The sequence below is a fragment of the Tabrizicola caldifontis genome (assembly GCF_004762095.1).
Lineage (GTDB): Bacteria > Pseudomonadota > Alphaproteobacteria > Rhodobacterales > Rhodobacteraceae > Tabrizicola > Tabrizicola caldifontis.
On record NZ_SIJH01000009.1, the window covers coordinates 20499 to 34835 of the forward strand.

Here is a 14337-nt window from a genome sequence, read left to right on the forward strand (position 1 = left end):
CACCGCGCGCCATTTATCGGCGTTTCAGCCGTGGCGCAGGAATTTTCCGGAACTTCCTTGCCAGATTGACAATCCGGCCGCCGCGACGCAAAGGGGGCGCATGTTCCACAACCTGATCCAGGTCGCCCTTGGCGGCGCCATCGGCGCAAGCTTGCGCTATCTGACCAACGTCGGCACGATGCGCTGGATCGGGCCAGGCTTTCCCTATGCCACGGTCATCGTGAACGTCATCGGCTCTTTCCTGATGGGGGTTCTGGTCGTCGTGCTTGCGCGCAAGGGCGGCAATCAGTTCGCGCCCTTTCTGATGACCGGCATTCTTGGGGGGTTCACAACCTTTTCAGCCTTCTCGCTGGACACCCTTAGCCTGTGGGAACGCGGCCAGCACGAACTTGCCCTGGCCTATGTTGTGGTGTCGGTCGTCCTGTCATTGTCGGCCATCGTCGCCGGCCTTGCCGTGGCGAGGGCGCTGGCATGAGCGTCCAGTTCCTGACCGTGACCGAGGACGAGGGCGCGCAGCGCCTGGACAAGTGGTTGCGCCGCCGCTTTCCACATCTGACGCAAGGCGCGGTCGAGAAGATGTGCCGCACCGGGCAATTGCGGGTGGACAAGGGGCGGGTCAAGGCCTCGGACCGCGTGGCGCCGGGCCAGGTCGTGCGCGTGCCCCCGCTGCCGCCCGCCGGACCGCCGCCGGACCCGCGCCCGCAGGGTATCAGCGCGGCGGATGCGAAGATGATCCAGGCCGCGGTCCTTTACAGGGACGAGCATCTGATCGTCCTGAACAAGCCCCCGGGCCTGCCGTCGCAAGGCGGCAGCGGGCAGGGCGAGCGGCATGTGGACGCTTTGGCCGAGGCGCTGAAATTCGGTTACAAGGAAAAGCCGAAGCTGGTTCACCGGCTGGACAAGGACACCTCGGGTATCCTAATGCTTGCCCGGACCGATCGGGTGGCCCGCGCCCTGTCCGAGGCGCTGCGTCACCGCAATGCGCGCAAGATCTACTGGGCCGTCGTCGCCGGCGTTCCGAACCCCCGGCAGGGTTCGATCAAGTTCGCGCTTGAAAAGGCGCCAGGCCGGGGCAGGGGGGGCGAGGGCGAGAAGATGCTCTGCGTCCATCCGGCGAAGATGGCTGACCACCCCGAGGCCAAGCGCGCCCATACCGACTATTTCACGCTCTGGTTCCTTGGGAACCGCCTTTCGTGGATGGCGCTGGAGCCGGTCACGGGCCGCACCCACCAGCTGCGTGCCCACATGGCCGAGATCGGCCATCCGATTCTTGGCGACACGAAATACGGTGGCAGCCAGTCCGAGAACCTGGGTGACGGCTGGGGTGCCGGGGTCGGGGGAGAGTTGTCGAAGAAGCTGCACCTGCATGCGCGCAGTCTTACCATCGAACATCCGGTCACGAAGAAGCTGATGACCTTCACCGCGCCGTTGCCCGACCACATGGCGCGCACCTGGAAACTTCTGGACTGGAAAGAGGACGATGTCCCCGCCGACCCGTTCGAGGTGATCAGGTGAGCGTCTGGACCCCGCGCCGCTTCTGGACTGCTGTCGGCGTCGCGTCGGCCGACGGTGGCTTCACCGTGCATCTGGACGGCAGGCCGGTGCGCACGCCGCTCAAGGCGCCGCTGGTCTTGCCGACCGAGGCGCTGGCGCGCGAGATCGGTGCCGAATGGCAGGCGGTGGAGGGCAAGGTCGAACCTGCGCGGATGCCTTTTACCCGGATGGCCAATTCGGCAATCGACAAGGTCGCGCCGCAGTTCGATGCGGTGGCGGCCATGCTGGCGGAATACGGCGGGTCGGACCTGATCTGCTATCGCGCCGAGCGGCCCGCGGGCCTTGCCGCGCGACAGGCCGAATGCTGGGATCCCCTGCTAGGCTGGGCCGCCGACGAGCTTGCCGCCCCGCTGGTTGCGACTGCCGGGGTGATGCACCGGCCGCAGGCCGATGCAAGCCTTGCCGCCTTGCACCGGGCGGTCAGGGCCCTGACGCCGTTCCAGCTGGCGGCATTCCATGACCTTGTCGCACTCTCGGGCTCGCTGGTCATCGCGCTTGCCCTTGCCCGCGGGCGTCTGGCGGCGGAAGAGGCCTGGACGCTTTCCCGGATCGACGAGGATTGGCAGATCGCCGAGTGGGGCGAGGACGAAGAGGCAGCTGAAATCGCCGCGCAGAAGAAGGCCGACTTCCTGCGCGCCGAGCGATTCTTCGGATTGTGCGGGTAACAAGTTTGCCCAAATCCTGGGCAGGCCGGTTTGCACAGGTCGAATGGCCCGCGCAAGCCACCGAAATCATGCGTTTTTCCTGTTTCTGACCCGAGCCGCTTGACCTTTCAAACCGCTTTCTATGAAACTGGCCGGCACTGGGAGAGGCTCACCTCCAACAGTTTCGCCGCCGCGAGGGATCGTGGGGCACCATAAAACGCGGCCCGCGAACGGTCGCTTACTCAGGAAGAGGTAAGAATGAAAAAATCCGTGTTCTTCGGCACGCTCGCGGCCACCACGATGGCTGCGGGCCTTGCCATGGCCGGCACCCTTGAAGACGTGAAGGCGCGTGGCGAGCTGATCTGCGGGTCGAACACCGGCCTGACCGGCTTTGGCGCGCCGGATGCGAACGGCAACTGGGCCGGCTTCGACGTGGACCTGTGCCGCGCCGTGGCGGCGGCGGTGTTGGGCGATGCCTCGAAGGTCAAGTTCGTCCCGACCACCGGCGAAACCCGCTTTACTGCGCTGCAGTCAGGCGAAGTCGATCTTCTGGTCCGCAACTCGACCTGGACGGCGACCCGCGACAGCGAACTGGCCTTCGACTTCGTGGCCGTGAACTACTATGACGGCCAGGGCTTCATGGTGAAGAAGGATCTGGGCGTTTCCTCGGCCAAGGAACTGGATGGCGCGACCGTCTGCATCCAGACCGGCACCACGACCGAACTGAACCTGGCCGATTTCTTCAAACAGAACAACATCAGCTATCAGCCCGTCACGGTGCAGGACGATTCCGAAGCGCAGCGTCAGTATCTGGCCGGCGCCTGCGATGCCTACACCACCGACGTCTCGGGCCTGGCTGCCAGCCGTGCGACCATGCCGGATGCGGAAAACCATGTGATCCTGCCGGAAGTCATCTCGAAGGAACCGCTGGGACCGGTCGTCCGCCACGGCGACAACAACTGGGGCGATGTGGTCCGCTGGACCTATTTCGCGCTGCTGATCGCTGAAGAGAAGGGCATCACCTCGGCCAACGTCAATGAGGTTGCGGCCTCGACCTCGGACGAGGAAGTGAAGCGCCTGCTGGGCGTGACCGGTGACATGGGCGCCAAGTTCGGCCTGTCGAACGATGCGTTCAAGAACGCCATCGCAGCGGTCGGCAACTATGGCGAGGTCTTTGCCCGCAACATCGGCGAAGGCACCACGATCAACCTGGCCCGCGGCCTGAACGCGCTGTGGACCCAGGGCGGCCTGCAATACGCGGCCCCGTTCCGTTGATCCCGGACCCCGGGGGCGCCTGACCGGCGCCCCCACCTTGCTGCAAACGACAACCCGACAGACCAGGGGCCGAAGACCCCGCCGCCACCGGACGAACCGGGGCCGTCTGCGGGCAACAGGGGGAAGCCATGGCAATGGCCACGGACGCGCCGAAGGAAACCTTTCGGCTATCGATGCTCGTCTATGACACGCGCTACCGGTCGTACACGATTCAGATCGTCGTGCTTCTGCTTTTCGCCATGGCTGTCGCCTGGCTGCTGAACAACACGGTCGAAAATCTTGCGGTCCGGGGCAAGGAATTCAACTTCGCCTTCCTGTGGCAGCGTGCCGGCTACGATATCGGCCAGCAGCTGATCCCCTACACCAATGACGACACCCATTTCCGTGCGTTGCTCGTCGGGCTGGTCAACACGCTGGTCGTGGCCTTCTGGGGCTGTGTCTTCGCCACGATCCTGGGCGTCATCATCGGCGTGCTGCGACTGTCGAACAACTGGCTGATCGGGCGGCTGATGACGGTCTATGTCGAGGTGTTCCGCAACGTGCCCCTGCTGCTGTGGATCCTGTTGTCCTACGTCATCCTGTCCGAGACGACGCCCCAGCCACGCGATTTCCGCGTCACGGACGAGATGATCGCGGCGGGCGAGGAGCCCAAGGCCTCGATGATCCTGTTCGACACCGTGGCCGTCACCAACCGGGGCACCAACATTCCCGCGCCGCTGTTCGACCGCAGCCTCGGGTCGATCCAGATCGGTTTCCTGCCGGTCAGCCTGAACCTTCTGGCCTTCATCGTGGTCATCATCGCCTCGGTCTGGGCCAACCGCCGGTTGCTGGCCCATGCCAAGGCGGTGCAGGAGGCGACGGGCGACCGCCCCGTGACATGGTGGAAGTCGCTTCTGATCCTGTTCGGCCCGGTGATCGCGCTGAAGTTCGCCCTTGGCCTGCATCTGGAGATCCCGGAGCTTAAGGGCTTCAACTTCCAGGGCGGCATCCTGGTGGCGCACAGCTTCACTGCGCTTCTGATCGCGCTGTCCCTCTATACCGCGGCCTTCATCGCCGAGATCGTGCGGGCAGGCATCCTGGCGATCAGCCGGGGCCAGACCGAGGCCGCCTTCGCCCTCGGCCTGCGCCCGAACCGCACGATGAGCCTGATCATCCTGCCGCAGGCGCTGCGGGTCATCATTCCGCCCTTGATCAGCCAGTTCCTGAACCTGACCAAGAACACCTCGCTGGGCATCGCCGTCAGCTACCTTGACCTTCGCGGAACGCTGGGCGGGATCACCCTGAACCAGACAGGACGCGAGCTGGAGTGCATGCTCTTGATGATGCTGATCTACCTGTCGATCAGCCTGATGATCTCGGCCGTCATGAACATCTACAACAAGTCCGTCCAGCTGAAGGCGCGCTGAGCCATGTCGGTAAGCTTCACCCGGAAAGAAATGCTTCCCCCCCTTCCGCCGCCGGTCGGTGAACGGGGGGTCGTGAAATGGGCGCGCGAGAACCTGTTCTCTTCGCCTCTGAACATCGCGCTGACCGTGCTGGGCGTGCTGATCGTCTGGTGGCTGGTCTCGGCCTCGCTGCCCTGGTGGCTGAACTCGGTCTGGAATGCCTCGTCGCTGGGTGAGTGCCGCGAGATCGTGGCGGCAAGGGCCGGCGAGGGCGCGACGGGCGCCTGCTGGGCGATGATCCGCGAACGCTGGCACCAGTTCATCTTCGGCTTCTACCCGCCGTCGGAATACTGGCGGCCGGTGCTGGCTTTCGGCCTGCTGTTCGCGGCGCTTGCGCCGGTGCTGTTCTCGGGCGAGAAGCGGAACCTGCTGATCGTTCTGGGCTCGGTCACAGTCTTCCTGGCGGTGACGCTATGGCTGGCCGAGACCCCGGTCGTGGCGCTGGTGCTGTCGCTGGCCTTGGCCGTCGTGCTGGTCGCGGTCAGCCAGATCGCGCCCGGCAAGGTCCTGTGGTTCACCCTGATCTATCCGCCGCTGTGCTACTGGCTGCTCTGGGGCGGGTCGATCTGGTCGCCCATCGTGGCAATGGCGGGCTTCGCCGTGCTTTATGCGGTTTTCCGCCTGGCTTCGCCGTTGATCGGCCTCGCGCCGGCGGCGGGGGCCGGGGTCGTGGCAGCGGTGCTTTGGTGGCTCTACCTCGATGTTCCGATTGCCAGCTTCCTGCAATCTGCGCTTCCCTTCGGCATCGATGCCATCAACTCCGACCGGTTCGGGGGGTTCTTGCTGGCCATCGTGATCGGGGTCACCGGCATCAGCTTCTCCTTGCCAATCGGCATCCTTCTCGCCCTTGGCCGCCAGTCGGACATGCTGATCGTCAAGACCCTGTCGGTGGGCTTCATCGAGTTCATCCGCGGCGTGCCGCTGATCACGCTTCTGTTCACCGCCTCGCTTCTGTTGCAGTACTTCCTGCCGCCGGGGACGAACTTCGACATCATCCTGCGCGTCATCATCCTGGTGACCTTCTTCGCCGCCGCCTATCTGGCCGAGGTGATCCGGGGCGGTCTCGCCGCCCTGCCGCGCGGTCAGTATGAGGCGGCGGATGCGCTGGGCCTCGACTACTGGCGGGCGCAGCGGCTGATCATTCTGCCGCAGGCATTGAAGATCTCGATCCCCTCGATCGTGTCCACCTTCATAGGCCTGTTCAAGGACACCACGCTGGTCGCCTTCGTCGGACTGATGGACCCGCTGAAGGGCGTGACGCAAATCGTCCGCGCCGACATCAACTGGAAGGGCATCTACTGGGAGCCCTACATCTTTGTCGGTGCCATTTTCTTCGTCTTCTGCTTCGGCATGTCGCGATATTCGATGTATCTCGAACAGAAGCTCAAGACCGACCACCGCTAGGGGCACATCATGGCAGAAGCATCGAAAATGCAGGTCTCGGACGAGGTCGCGATCCAGATCCGGGGCATGAACAAGTGGTACGGGCAGTTCCACGTCCTGCGCGACATCAACATGACGGTGAACCGGGGTGAACGCATCGTGATCTGCGGCCCCTCGGGGTCGGGCAAGTCCACGCTGATCCGCTGCATCAACCGGCTGGAGGAACACCAGCAGGGCCAGATCATCGTGGACGGGACGGAACTGACCAACGACCTGAAGAACATCGACAAGGTGCGCTCCGAGGTCGGCATGGTGTTCCAGCACTTCAACCTGTTCCCGCACCTGACGATCCTGGAAAACTGCACGCTGGCGCCGATCTGGGTGCGCAAGGTGCCGAAGAAGGAAGCCGAGGAAACGGCGATGCACTTCCTGCGCAAGGTGAAGATCCCGGAACAGGCGCACAAGTATCCCGGCCAGTTGTCCGGCGGTCAGCAGCAGCGCGTGGCCATCGCGCGCAGCCTGTGCATGCGGCCGCGGATCATGCTGTTCGACGAGCCGACCAGCGCGCTTGACCCCGAGATGATCAAGGAAGTCCTGGACACGATGATCGAGCTTGCGGAAGAGGGGATGACCATGCTCTGCGTCACGCATGAGATGGGCTTTGCCCAGGCGGTGGCGAACCGGGTCATCTTCATGGACCAGGGCCAGATCGTCGAGCAGAACGAGCCGAAAGAGTTCTTCAACAACCCGCAGAGCGAGCGGACGAAGCTGTTCCTCAGCCAGATCCTGGGCCACTGATCATGCGGCTTCTGTCTCTGGCGGTGCTGGGGGCAAGCCTGGCCGTACCGGCGCTGGCCGAGACCAACGCGGAATGCATCTTCCAGATGGACCGCCATGATGTTCTGGTCGGCCCCTGTCTGGGGTCCGAAAGAGAGCCGTCAAAGGCCTTCGCCATCTCCTCGCCGGATGGGTCGATTGCTGCCCGCGTCGCCTCGACCGGCGGGGGGCTGGGCACAGCCTACTGGAACGGCGGCACAGCGGGCCAACCGGCCGATATCCTGATCGGCCCCGTTGTGCTGGTGGGCGCCTGCTGGGCCAGCGACAAGACCAAGCTTTGCATGACCGATAGCGGGCGGCACCCGGTTCGACTAGGTGTTGTCGTCGGGTGACCCCGCGCGACGTGTGACGAAGTCACGGACGGGCAGCCGCTAGCCGGCGACCCGCGCCAGCAATTCCTCTACCTTCGGCCCCAGCCCCTCGACGATCAGCTTCACGCCCTCGGGGTTGGGGTGGATGCCGTCAGGCTGCATGAAGGCTGCCAGCGAGGCGGGATCGGACGGATCGGCCCCCGCAGCACGCAGACCGGCAAAGAAATCCTCGGCCAGAACCGCGTCGTAGTCTGCCGCCAGATCACCATAGATTCCGTCGAACGCCGCCTTGTAGTCCGGCCCGAAATTTGCCCCGGCCTTCATGCCGACCAGCAGGACCGGCAGGTCGCGCGCCTGTGCTTCCTTCAGGATGCCCTCCAGATTGCGCCGCGCTTCGGCCGGGTCGATCCCGCGCAACAGGTCGTTGCCGCCCAGCGTTACCACCAGCGCGTCGGCATCCGGCCCCAGCGCCCAGTCGATCCGCGCCAGCCCACCCGCAGTGGTATCCCCGGAAACTCCGGCATTCTGCACCACCACGTCATGCCCGCGCGCCTTCAGCCAGCCCTCCAGCTGCGGCACCAGACCCTGCGACTGATCCGCCAGACCATAGCCGGCCGTAAGACTGTCGCCCAGTGCCACGATCGTGACCGGTTCGGCCCAGGCTGAACTTGACAGTGCAAATATCGCCACCGCAGCATTGCGGACCCTGCGGAGCGCGCCATATCCCAGTGCTGAACCTATCCGAAGGATCTGCCCGATGACCGACCCCGTCCTCGACCTGACCGATGCCCGGCTTACGCTGGCCGGAAATGCCGGGCCGGTCGAGATCCTGAAGGGGATAAGCCTGCGGGTGGACCGGGGGGAAACGGTGGGGCTCATCGGGCCGTCGGGTTCGGGCAAGTCGTCGCTCCTCATGCTCATGGGCGGGCTGGAACGCGCCACCGGCGGCAGGGTGCTGGCCTTGGGGCAGGACCTGACCGCGATGGACGAAGACGCGCTCGCCCGGTTCCGCAGGGGGAATATGGGGGTGGTGTTTCAATCCTTCCACCTCATTCCGACGATGACGGCGCTGGAGAATGTGGCCCTGCCCCTTGAACTGGCGGGCGCGGCCGATCCCTTCGCGCGGGCCGAGGCGGAACTGGCAGCAGTGGGTCTGGGCACCCGCATGCACCACTATCCCAGCCAGATGTCCGGCGGAGAGCAGCAGCGCGTCGCTCTGGCCCGTGCCGCCGTACCGCGCCCCGCGATCCTGCTGGCGGATGAGCCGACCGGCAATCTGGACGGGGTGAACGGGCAGGCGATCATGAACCTGCTGTTCGGCCTGCGTGACCGGCACGGGGCAACGCTGGTGCTGGTGACCCATGCCCCGGAGCTGGCGGCGCGCTGCGACCGGGTGATCCGGCTGGTCGATGGCCGGCTTGCGCCCGACGCCATGGCGAAGGCTGCGGAATGACCCTTGCCCTGACCATCGCCCGACGGGAACTGCGCGGCGGCCTGCGCGGCTTTCGCGTATTTCTTGCCTGCCTTGCCCTTGGCGTCGCGGCCATCGCCGCCGTCGGAACCCTGCGTGCGGGCATCCAGCAGGGGCTGACCGACCAGGGCGCCGTGATCCTGGGCGGCGACGCCGAGATGCGCTTCACCTACCGCGTCGCGGACACCGAGGAACGCGCCTGGATGCAGCGGGTGGCAACCACGGTCTCCGAGGTCTACGACTTCCGCTCGATGGTCCTGACCGAGGGCGACCAGGCGCTGACCCAGGTCAAGGCGGTGGATGGGGCCTGGCCGCTGACCGGTGCGGCCGTTCTCGACCCGCCGATCCCAGTGGCTCAGGCTCTGGCCTCGCAGGACGGCCTGCCCGGCGCGATCATGGACCCGGTGCTGATCGACCGGCTGGACCTTGCGATCGGCGACAGGTTCCGGCTGGGCACGCAGGAGTTCCGACTGACCGCGGCGCTGACCCGCGAACCCGACAGCGCCTCGACCGGGATTACCCTGGGGCCGCGTACGGTGGTGCACAGCGCGGACCTGGCGAATTCGGGCCTTCTGGCCTCGGGCTCGATGTATGAGACACGCTATCGCCTGCTGCTGCCGCCCGGCGCCGATCTGGCCGCGCTGAAGCGCGAGGCGGAAACCACCTTCCGCGACAAGGGCATGCGCTGGACAGACAGTCGCCGCGCCGCACCGGGGATCGAGACCTTTGTCGACCGGATCGGCAGCTTTCTGGTGCTCGTGGGGCTGGCCGGGCTGGCGGTGGGCGGTGTCGGTATCTCGGCCGCAATCCGCAGCTATCTGGATGGCAAGACCGAGACCATCGCCACGCTGAAGACCTTGGGTGCCGAGGGCGGGCTGATCTTCCGCACCTACCTGTGGCAGACTGCGCTGCTGGCGGGCCTTGGCATCCTGATCGGGGTGGCGCTGGGCGCCTTGGCTCCGGTGCTTGCGGCACCGCTGATCGAGGCATCCCTGCCTTTCCCGGCCGATATCCGTCTTGCCCCCTTGGCGCTGGGCGAGGCCGCGTTCTATGGCGCGCTTTCGGCCCTGATCTTCACCCTTCTGCCGCTGGCCCGCACCGAAAGCATCCGGCCTGCCGCACTGTATCGCGGCGGCGACGGCACCCGTGCCTGGCCTCGCAAACGCTATCTGGCGGCCCTTGCAGCGCTGGCGCTGATGCTGGTCGGCAGTGCGACCTGGCTGTCGGGCATTCCCGAACTTGCCCTGGGCGCCGCCGGCGGCATCGTCGGCGCGCTGGCGATCCTGGCGCTGGCCGCGCTTGTGTTGCGCAAGGCCGCGCGGCGACTGGCCAGAACCCGCCTGACCCATGGCCGCCCCGCAACCCGCGCCGCCCTTGCCGCGACCGGTGCGCCGAGGTCGGATGCGACGCCGGTGGTGCTGTCGCTGGGCCTTGGCCTTTCGGTTCTGGCCGCCGTGGGCCAGATCGACTGGAACCTGCGCTCGGCCATCGCCACCGACCTGCCGACCCGGGCCCCCGCCTTCTTCTTCATCGACATCCAGCCCGACCAGATCGACCCGTTCCTGACGATGGTCCGCGCCAACCCTGCCGTCTCGGAGGTTGAGACCGCCCCGATGCTGCGCGGGGTCATCACCCAGATCAACGGTCGCCCGGCGCGACAGGTCGCGGGCGACCACTGGGTGGTACGCGGCGACCGTGGCATCACCTATGCTGCGGTGCCCGGCGAAAAGACCCGCATCACCGCCGGCAGCTTCTGGCCCGAGGATTATGCGGGCGAGCCGCAGATCAGCTTTGCCGCCGAAGAGGCCGAGGAGATCGGCCTGAAGCTTGGCGACACGATGACGGTCAACATCCTTGGCCGCGACCTCACCGCGACGGTCACCTCGTTCCGCGAGGTCGATTTCTCGAACGCGGGCATGGGTTTCGTGATGACGCTGAACCCCTCGGCGCTGGCCGGGGCGCCGCATACTCATATCGCCACCGTCTATGCCCCGCCCGAGGCCGAGGCGGCGATCCTGCGCGAGGTGACCAAGACCTGGCCCAACATCACCGCGATCCGCATCCGCGAGGCAGTGGACCGCGTGACCGAGGCTTTGTCGGCCATCGCCACAGCGACGGCCTGGGCAGCTGCGGGAACCTTGCTCACCGGCTTTGTCGTGCTGATCGGCGCGGCTGCGGCGGGTGAACGGGCGCGGATCTACGAAGCGGCCATACTGAAGACCATAGGCGCGACCCGGCGCAAGATCCTTGCCAGTTTTGCGCTGCGTTCGGCGCTGATGGGCGGTGCGGCGGGTGCGGTGGCGGTCCTTGCCGGCGGTCTTGCCGGTTGGGGCGTCATGACCTTCGTGATGGACAGTGCCTATCGGTTCGAACCGCTGTCGGCCATCGGCATCGTGCTGGGCGGGGTCGTTGCGACGCTGGTTGCAGGTCTGATGTTTTCGTTGCGCCCGCTGTCAGCGCGCCCGGCCCGGACGCTGCGCGCACAGGATTAGCATTCGCGGCGAAGACGGCCCTCTAGGTGCGGCGCAGCCGTGAAAGGGTCAGCCCCACCGCGCGCAGTTCCCGGTTGCCCGACTTCAGACGGGCCAGCGCCCCCGCAAGGAAGCCAAGCGGCGTCAGCCACCGGGCGAGCCGTGCAGCCTGGGCCAGGGCCTCCGGCGGGGCGTTGACGGCATAAGCCCCCAGCGCCGCGTCCAGCCAGCGCGTGTCGTCGGGCCAAAGCGTGAAGCAGGTCTGCACGAACATCACCAGATCCATGGCCTGCCACAGGCCGCCACGCCGCCCAGGCCGGAACCGTTCAAGGTCGATGAAGCGGGCGGTGCGTCCATCCCAGCAGATGTCGCGCACTGCCGGGCGTCCATGGACCTGGCCGGCCCAGTGCAGATCGCCCAACGCTCGCCCGGCTTGGCGAAAGGCAGCCAGCCGTGCTGCGTCATCCCGTGCGGCATCCGCTACCACCTCGGGCAGGGAGGGTCCTGCATCCGGCATCAGAATCCAGCCCGGCCCCTCGGCCACGATGCCGGCCACCGGCAGACCAGCCGCGCCCAGCACCCGCAGGCCTTCGCGCTCGGCCGCGAAGGCCTTGCCCGGATCGCCCTTCTGCAGACGCAACAGGCCCGACAACCGCTCTACCCGCTTCAGCCAGAAACGGCGACCATCCGGCAGGTCCAGCCGTCGCACCCGGCGAAGCGGAGCAGAGAGGGCCGCGCTGACCGCCCTGTCCAGGTCGATGTCACTCAAGGTTCGGGTCCATCCGGTTGCTGCGGCGCCGAATGTAATCCTTTTGCAAAGGAATTGTAAGACGGGCCGACCCGGCGAAGCCCCCCGCACGGGCGGCGTGACCGGCCCCTAGCCGAAGAATCCCGGCCCGGCGCGGTTCAGCAGATCCTCGGCCAGGCTCTTGCCGATGCCGTCCCCTTGCGCCACCGGTCCGCGCCTTTCACCCGTCACCGAGGCCGCCCCATCCGGCCGCAGGATTTCGCCCCGCAGCCAGATTTCGGCCCCCTCGATCACCGCCAGCCCGGCAATCGGTGTTTCGCAGGATCCGTCAAGCCGGGCAAGAAAGCTGCGTTCCGCCGACAGCCGCAGCCCGGTGGCTCGATCGTGGATTGCTGCCAGCATCGCTGCCACCCGGTCGTCGGCCAGACGCCGTTCGACACCTATCGCACCCTGGGCGACAGCTGGCAGCATTTCTTCCGGTGCGATGGCCGAACGCGCCACTTCCAGCATTCCCAGTCGCGTCAGCCCCGCCATGGCCAGGAAGGTCGCATCCGCCACACCGTCTTCCAGCTTGCGCATCCGGGTCTGCACGTTGCCGCGGAACTCCACCAGCTGCAGGTCCGGCCGCCGCAGCGCCAGCTGTGCCCGCCGCCGCAGAGAAGACGAGCCGACGGTCGCCCCCTGCGGCAGTTCGGCGATGGAGCCGTAGCGCGGCGAGACGAAGGCATCGCGCACGTCGGCGCGCGGCAGGTAGCAATCCAGGATCAGGCCCTCGGGCTGGACGGTCGGCATGTCCTTCATCGAATGCACCGCGATGTCGATGGTGCCGTCCAGCAGAGCCTCTTCGATCTCGCGGGTGAACAGACCCTTGCCGCCGATCTCGCGCAGCGCCTTGTCCTGGATCTGGTCGCCCGTGACCTTGATCACCACGATCTCGAAGGCCGCCTCTGGCAGGGCAAAGGCCGCCATCAGACAGCGCCGGGTCTCATGCGCCTGCCATAGTGCCAAGGGCGAGCCTCGGGTTCCGATCTTCAGGGGGCGGGCGGGGGTGGGCAGATCATCGCGCATGGGCCAAGGCATAGCCGTGTCAGGCCGGGGTGACAACTCTTGACAAGCCCGCCCCGGCATCGGACCCATGGGCCGTCACGAAAGGACCAGCGATGACCAAGACGATCCTGCGCGCTCTCGGCGGTGAAGTGCTGCCCACCCCGCCGATCTGGATGATGCGCCAGGCGGGGCGCTATCTGCCGGAATACCGCGAAACGCGGGCCAAGGCCGGCGACTTCCTGACGCTGTGCTACACGCCCGAACTGGCGGCCGAGGTGACGTTGCAACCGATCCGCCGCTTTGGCTTCGATGCGGCGATCCTGTTCGCCGACATCCTGCTTTTGCCGCAGGCGCTGGGCCCGAAGCTATGGTTCGAGACGGGCGAGGGGCCGCGAATGGAAACGACCACCACCCCCGGCCAGATCGCCAACCTGAAGCCGGCAGAGGCGATCCACGAGACGCTGGCACCTGTCTATGAAACCGTCCGCATCCTGTCGCGCGAACTGCCGAAAGAGACGACGCTGATCGGCTTTGCCGGGGCGCCATGGACGGTGGCGACCTACATGATCGCGGGCAGGGGCTCGAAGGACCAGGCCGCCGCGCACCGGCTGAAGGATACGGACCGCGCCACCTTCCAGGCGCTGATCGACCGGATCGCCGAGGCAACCGTCGAATATCTCTCGGCCCAGATCGAGGCCGGGGCCGAGGTGGTGAAACTGTTCGACAGCTGGGCTGGCAGCCTGAAAGGCCAGGACTTCCGCGATTTCGCCGAGGCCCCCGTGGCGCGCATCATAGCCGCACTGAAGGCCCGCCATCCCGGCATTCCCGTTATCGCTTTCCCGCGCGAGGCTGGGCAGGGCTATATCGGCTTTGCACATCGTACCGGGGCCGACTGTGTGGCGCTTGACAATTCCGTCAGCCCGGAATGGGCGGCGGCGAACGTGCAGATCGACGGCTGCGTGCAGGGCAACCTTGCCCCCGAACACATGGTGACCGGGGGTGCCGCCCTGGTCGCGGCCACCCGGCATGTGGTCAAGGCCTTCTCGAAGGGGCCGCACATCTTCAACCTGGGTCACGGCATCACGCCGGATGCCAGCCCCGACAATGTGCAGCTGATGATCGACACCGTGCGCGGGGGCTGACACCCGGGA

General features: G+C 66.4%; 14 protein-coding genes. 11 read left to right on the forward strand and 3 right to left on the reverse strand.

The window, feature by feature from the left end:
- The first annotated feature begins 100 nt into the window (after positions 1 to 100).
- The 8 genes from crcB (at position 101) to EYB42_RS08955 (ending at position 7470) form a co-directional block, all read left to right on the forward strand.
- Positions 101 to 475, forward strand: coding sequence for a fluoride efflux transporter CrcB (crcB, locus tag EYB42_RS08920; RefSeq protein WP_135449758.1), 375 nt, complete (start codon positions 101 to 103; stop codon positions 473 to 475).
- Positions 472 to 1515, forward strand: a complete 1044-nt coding sequence (locus EYB42_RS08925) for an RluA family pseudouridine synthase (RefSeq protein WP_135449759.1) — start codon at positions 472 to 474, stop codon at positions 1513 to 1515. Before crcB ends, EYB42_RS08925 begins: the two co-directional genes overlap by 4 nt.
- The gene (locus EYB42_RS08930) at positions 1512 to 2219 is read left to right on the forward strand and encodes an ATP12 family chaperone protein (RefSeq protein WP_135449760.1); all 708 of its coding nucleotides are present in this window, start codon (positions 1512 to 1514) and stop codon (positions 2217 to 2219) included. The genes EYB42_RS08925 and EYB42_RS08930 overlap by 4 nt, the downstream gene beginning before the upstream one ends.
- 237 nt (positions 2220 to 2456) lie before the next feature.
- Positions 2457 to 3473, forward strand: a complete 1017-nt coding sequence (locus EYB42_RS08935; RefSeq protein WP_135449761.1) for an amino acid ABC transporter substrate-binding protein — start codon at positions 2457 to 2459, stop codon at positions 3471 to 3473.
- Positions 3474 to 3601: 128 nt separating this feature from the next.
- On the forward strand, positions 3602 to 4879 hold the full coding sequence (locus EYB42_RS08940) for an amino acid ABC transporter permease (protein WP_135449762.1): 1278 nt from the start codon (positions 3602 to 3604) through the stop codon (positions 4877 to 4879).
- Positions 4880 to 4909: 30 nt separating this feature from the next.
- Positions 4910 to 6322 carry an amino acid ABC transporter permease gene (locus tag EYB42_RS08945; protein WP_135449763.1) on the forward strand — a complete coding sequence of 471 codons (1413 nt, stop codon included), beginning with the start codon at positions 4910 to 4912 and terminating at the stop codon, positions 6320 to 6322.
- A 27-nt stretch (positions 6323 to 6349) separates the two neighbouring features.
- Positions 6350 to 7099, forward strand: a complete 750-nt coding sequence (locus EYB42_RS08950; protein ID WP_167850976.1) for an amino acid ABC transporter ATP-binding protein — start codon at positions 6350 to 6352, stop codon at positions 7097 to 7099.
- 2 nt (positions 7100 to 7101) lie between these two features.
- The gene (locus tag EYB42_RS08955; protein WP_135449765.1) at positions 7102 to 7470 is read left to right on the forward strand and encodes a hypothetical protein; all 369 of its coding nucleotides are present in this window, start codon (positions 7102 to 7104) and stop codon (positions 7468 to 7470) included.
- A 39-nt stretch (positions 7471 to 7509) separates the two neighbouring features.
- On the opposite strand, the gene EYB42_RS08960 is transcribed toward EYB42_RS08955, so the two are convergent.
- Complete coding sequence (locus EYB42_RS08960; RefSeq protein ID WP_240784048.1) at positions 7510 to 8139, reverse strand: arylesterase; 630 nt, start codon at positions 8137 to 8139, stop codon at positions 7510 to 7512.
- 67 nt (positions 8140 to 8206) lie between these two features.
- Here EYB42_RS08960 and EYB42_RS08965 point away from each other — a divergent pair, with 67 nt between their 5' ends.
- Together EYB42_RS08965 and EYB42_RS08970 are read left to right on the forward strand one after the other, a co-directional pair.
- Positions 8207 to 8902 (forward strand): ABC transporter ATP-binding protein, encoded by a 696-nt coding sequence (locus EYB42_RS08965; RefSeq protein ID WP_240784050.1) that lies wholly within the window; start codon positions 8207 to 8209, stop codon positions 8900 to 8902.
- Positions 8899 to 11412, forward strand: a complete 2514-nt coding sequence (locus EYB42_RS08970) for an ABC transporter permease (RefSeq protein WP_135449767.1) — start codon at positions 8899 to 8901, stop codon at positions 11410 to 11412. Before EYB42_RS08965 ends, EYB42_RS08970 begins: the two co-directional genes overlap by 4 nt.
- 22 nt (positions 11413 to 11434) lie before the next feature.
- On the opposite strand, the gene EYB42_RS08975 is transcribed toward EYB42_RS08970, so the two are convergent.
- Complete coding sequence (locus tag EYB42_RS08975) at positions 11435 to 12160, reverse strand: BUD32 family EKC/KEOPS complex subunit (protein WP_135449768.1); 726 nt, start codon at positions 12158 to 12160, stop codon at positions 11435 to 11437.
- A gap of 108 nt (positions 12161 to 12268) precedes the next feature.
- Positions 12269 to 13207 (reverse strand): hydroxymethylbilane synthase, encoded by a 939-nt coding sequence (gene hemC / locus EYB42_RS08980; protein ID WP_135449769.1) that lies wholly within the window; start codon positions 13205 to 13207, stop codon positions 12269 to 12271.
- A 92-nt stretch (positions 13208 to 13299) separates the two neighbouring features.
- Between hemC and hemE the strand changes: the two genes are divergently transcribed.
- The gene (gene hemE, locus EYB42_RS08985; RefSeq protein ID WP_135449770.1) at positions 13300 to 14328 is read left to right on the forward strand and encodes a uroporphyrinogen decarboxylase; all 1029 of its coding nucleotides are present in this window, start codon (positions 13300 to 13302) and stop codon (positions 14326 to 14328) included.
- Positions 14329 to 14337 lie beyond the last annotated feature (9 nt).

What these genes read in the sequence shown, in the direction of transcription:
- crcB (WP_135449758.1), top strand. Translation starts at nt 101, where the DNA reads ATGTTCCACAACCTGATCCAGGTCGCCCTTGGCGGCGCCATCGGCGCA.
- EYB42_RS08925 (WP_135449759.1), top strand. Translation starts at nt 472, where the DNA reads ATGAGCGTCCAGTTCCTGACCGTGACCGAGGACGAGGGCGCGCAGCGC.
- EYB42_RS08935 (WP_135449761.1), top strand. Translation starts at nt 2,457, where the DNA reads ATGAAAAAATCCGTGTTCTTCGGCACGCTCGCGGCCACCACGATGGCT.
- EYB42_RS08940 (WP_135449762.1), top strand. Translation starts at nt 3,602, where the DNA reads ATGGCAATGGCCACGGACGCGCCGAAGGAAACCTTTCGGCTATCGATG.
- EYB42_RS08945 (WP_135449763.1), top strand. Translation starts at nt 4,910, where the DNA reads ATGCTTCCCCCCCTTCCGCCGCCGGTCGGTGAACGGGGGGTCGTGAAA.
- EYB42_RS08950 (WP_167850976.1), top strand. Translation starts at nt 6,350, where the DNA reads ATGCAGGTCTCGGACGAGGTCGCGATCCAGATCCGGGGCATGAACAAG.
- EYB42_RS08955 (WP_135449765.1), top strand. Translation starts at nt 7,102, where the DNA reads ATGCGGCTTCTGTCTCTGGCGGTGCTGGGGGCAAGCCTGGCCGTACCG.
- EYB42_RS08965 (WP_240784050.1), top strand. Translation starts at nt 8,207, where the DNA reads ATGACCGACCCCGTCCTCGACCTGACCGATGCCCGGCTTACGCTGGCC.
- EYB42_RS08970 (WP_135449767.1), top strand. Translation starts at nt 8,899, where the DNA reads ATGACCCTTGCCCTGACCATCGCCCGACGGGAACTGCGCGGCGGCCTG.
- hemC (WP_135449769.1), bottom strand. Translation starts at nt 13,207, where the DNA reads ATGCGCGATGATCTGCCCACCCCCGCCCGCCCCCTGAAGATCGGAACC.
- hemE (WP_135449770.1), top strand. Translation starts at nt 13,300, where the DNA reads ATGACCAAGACGATCCTGCGCGCTCTCGGCGGTGAAGTGCTGCCCACC.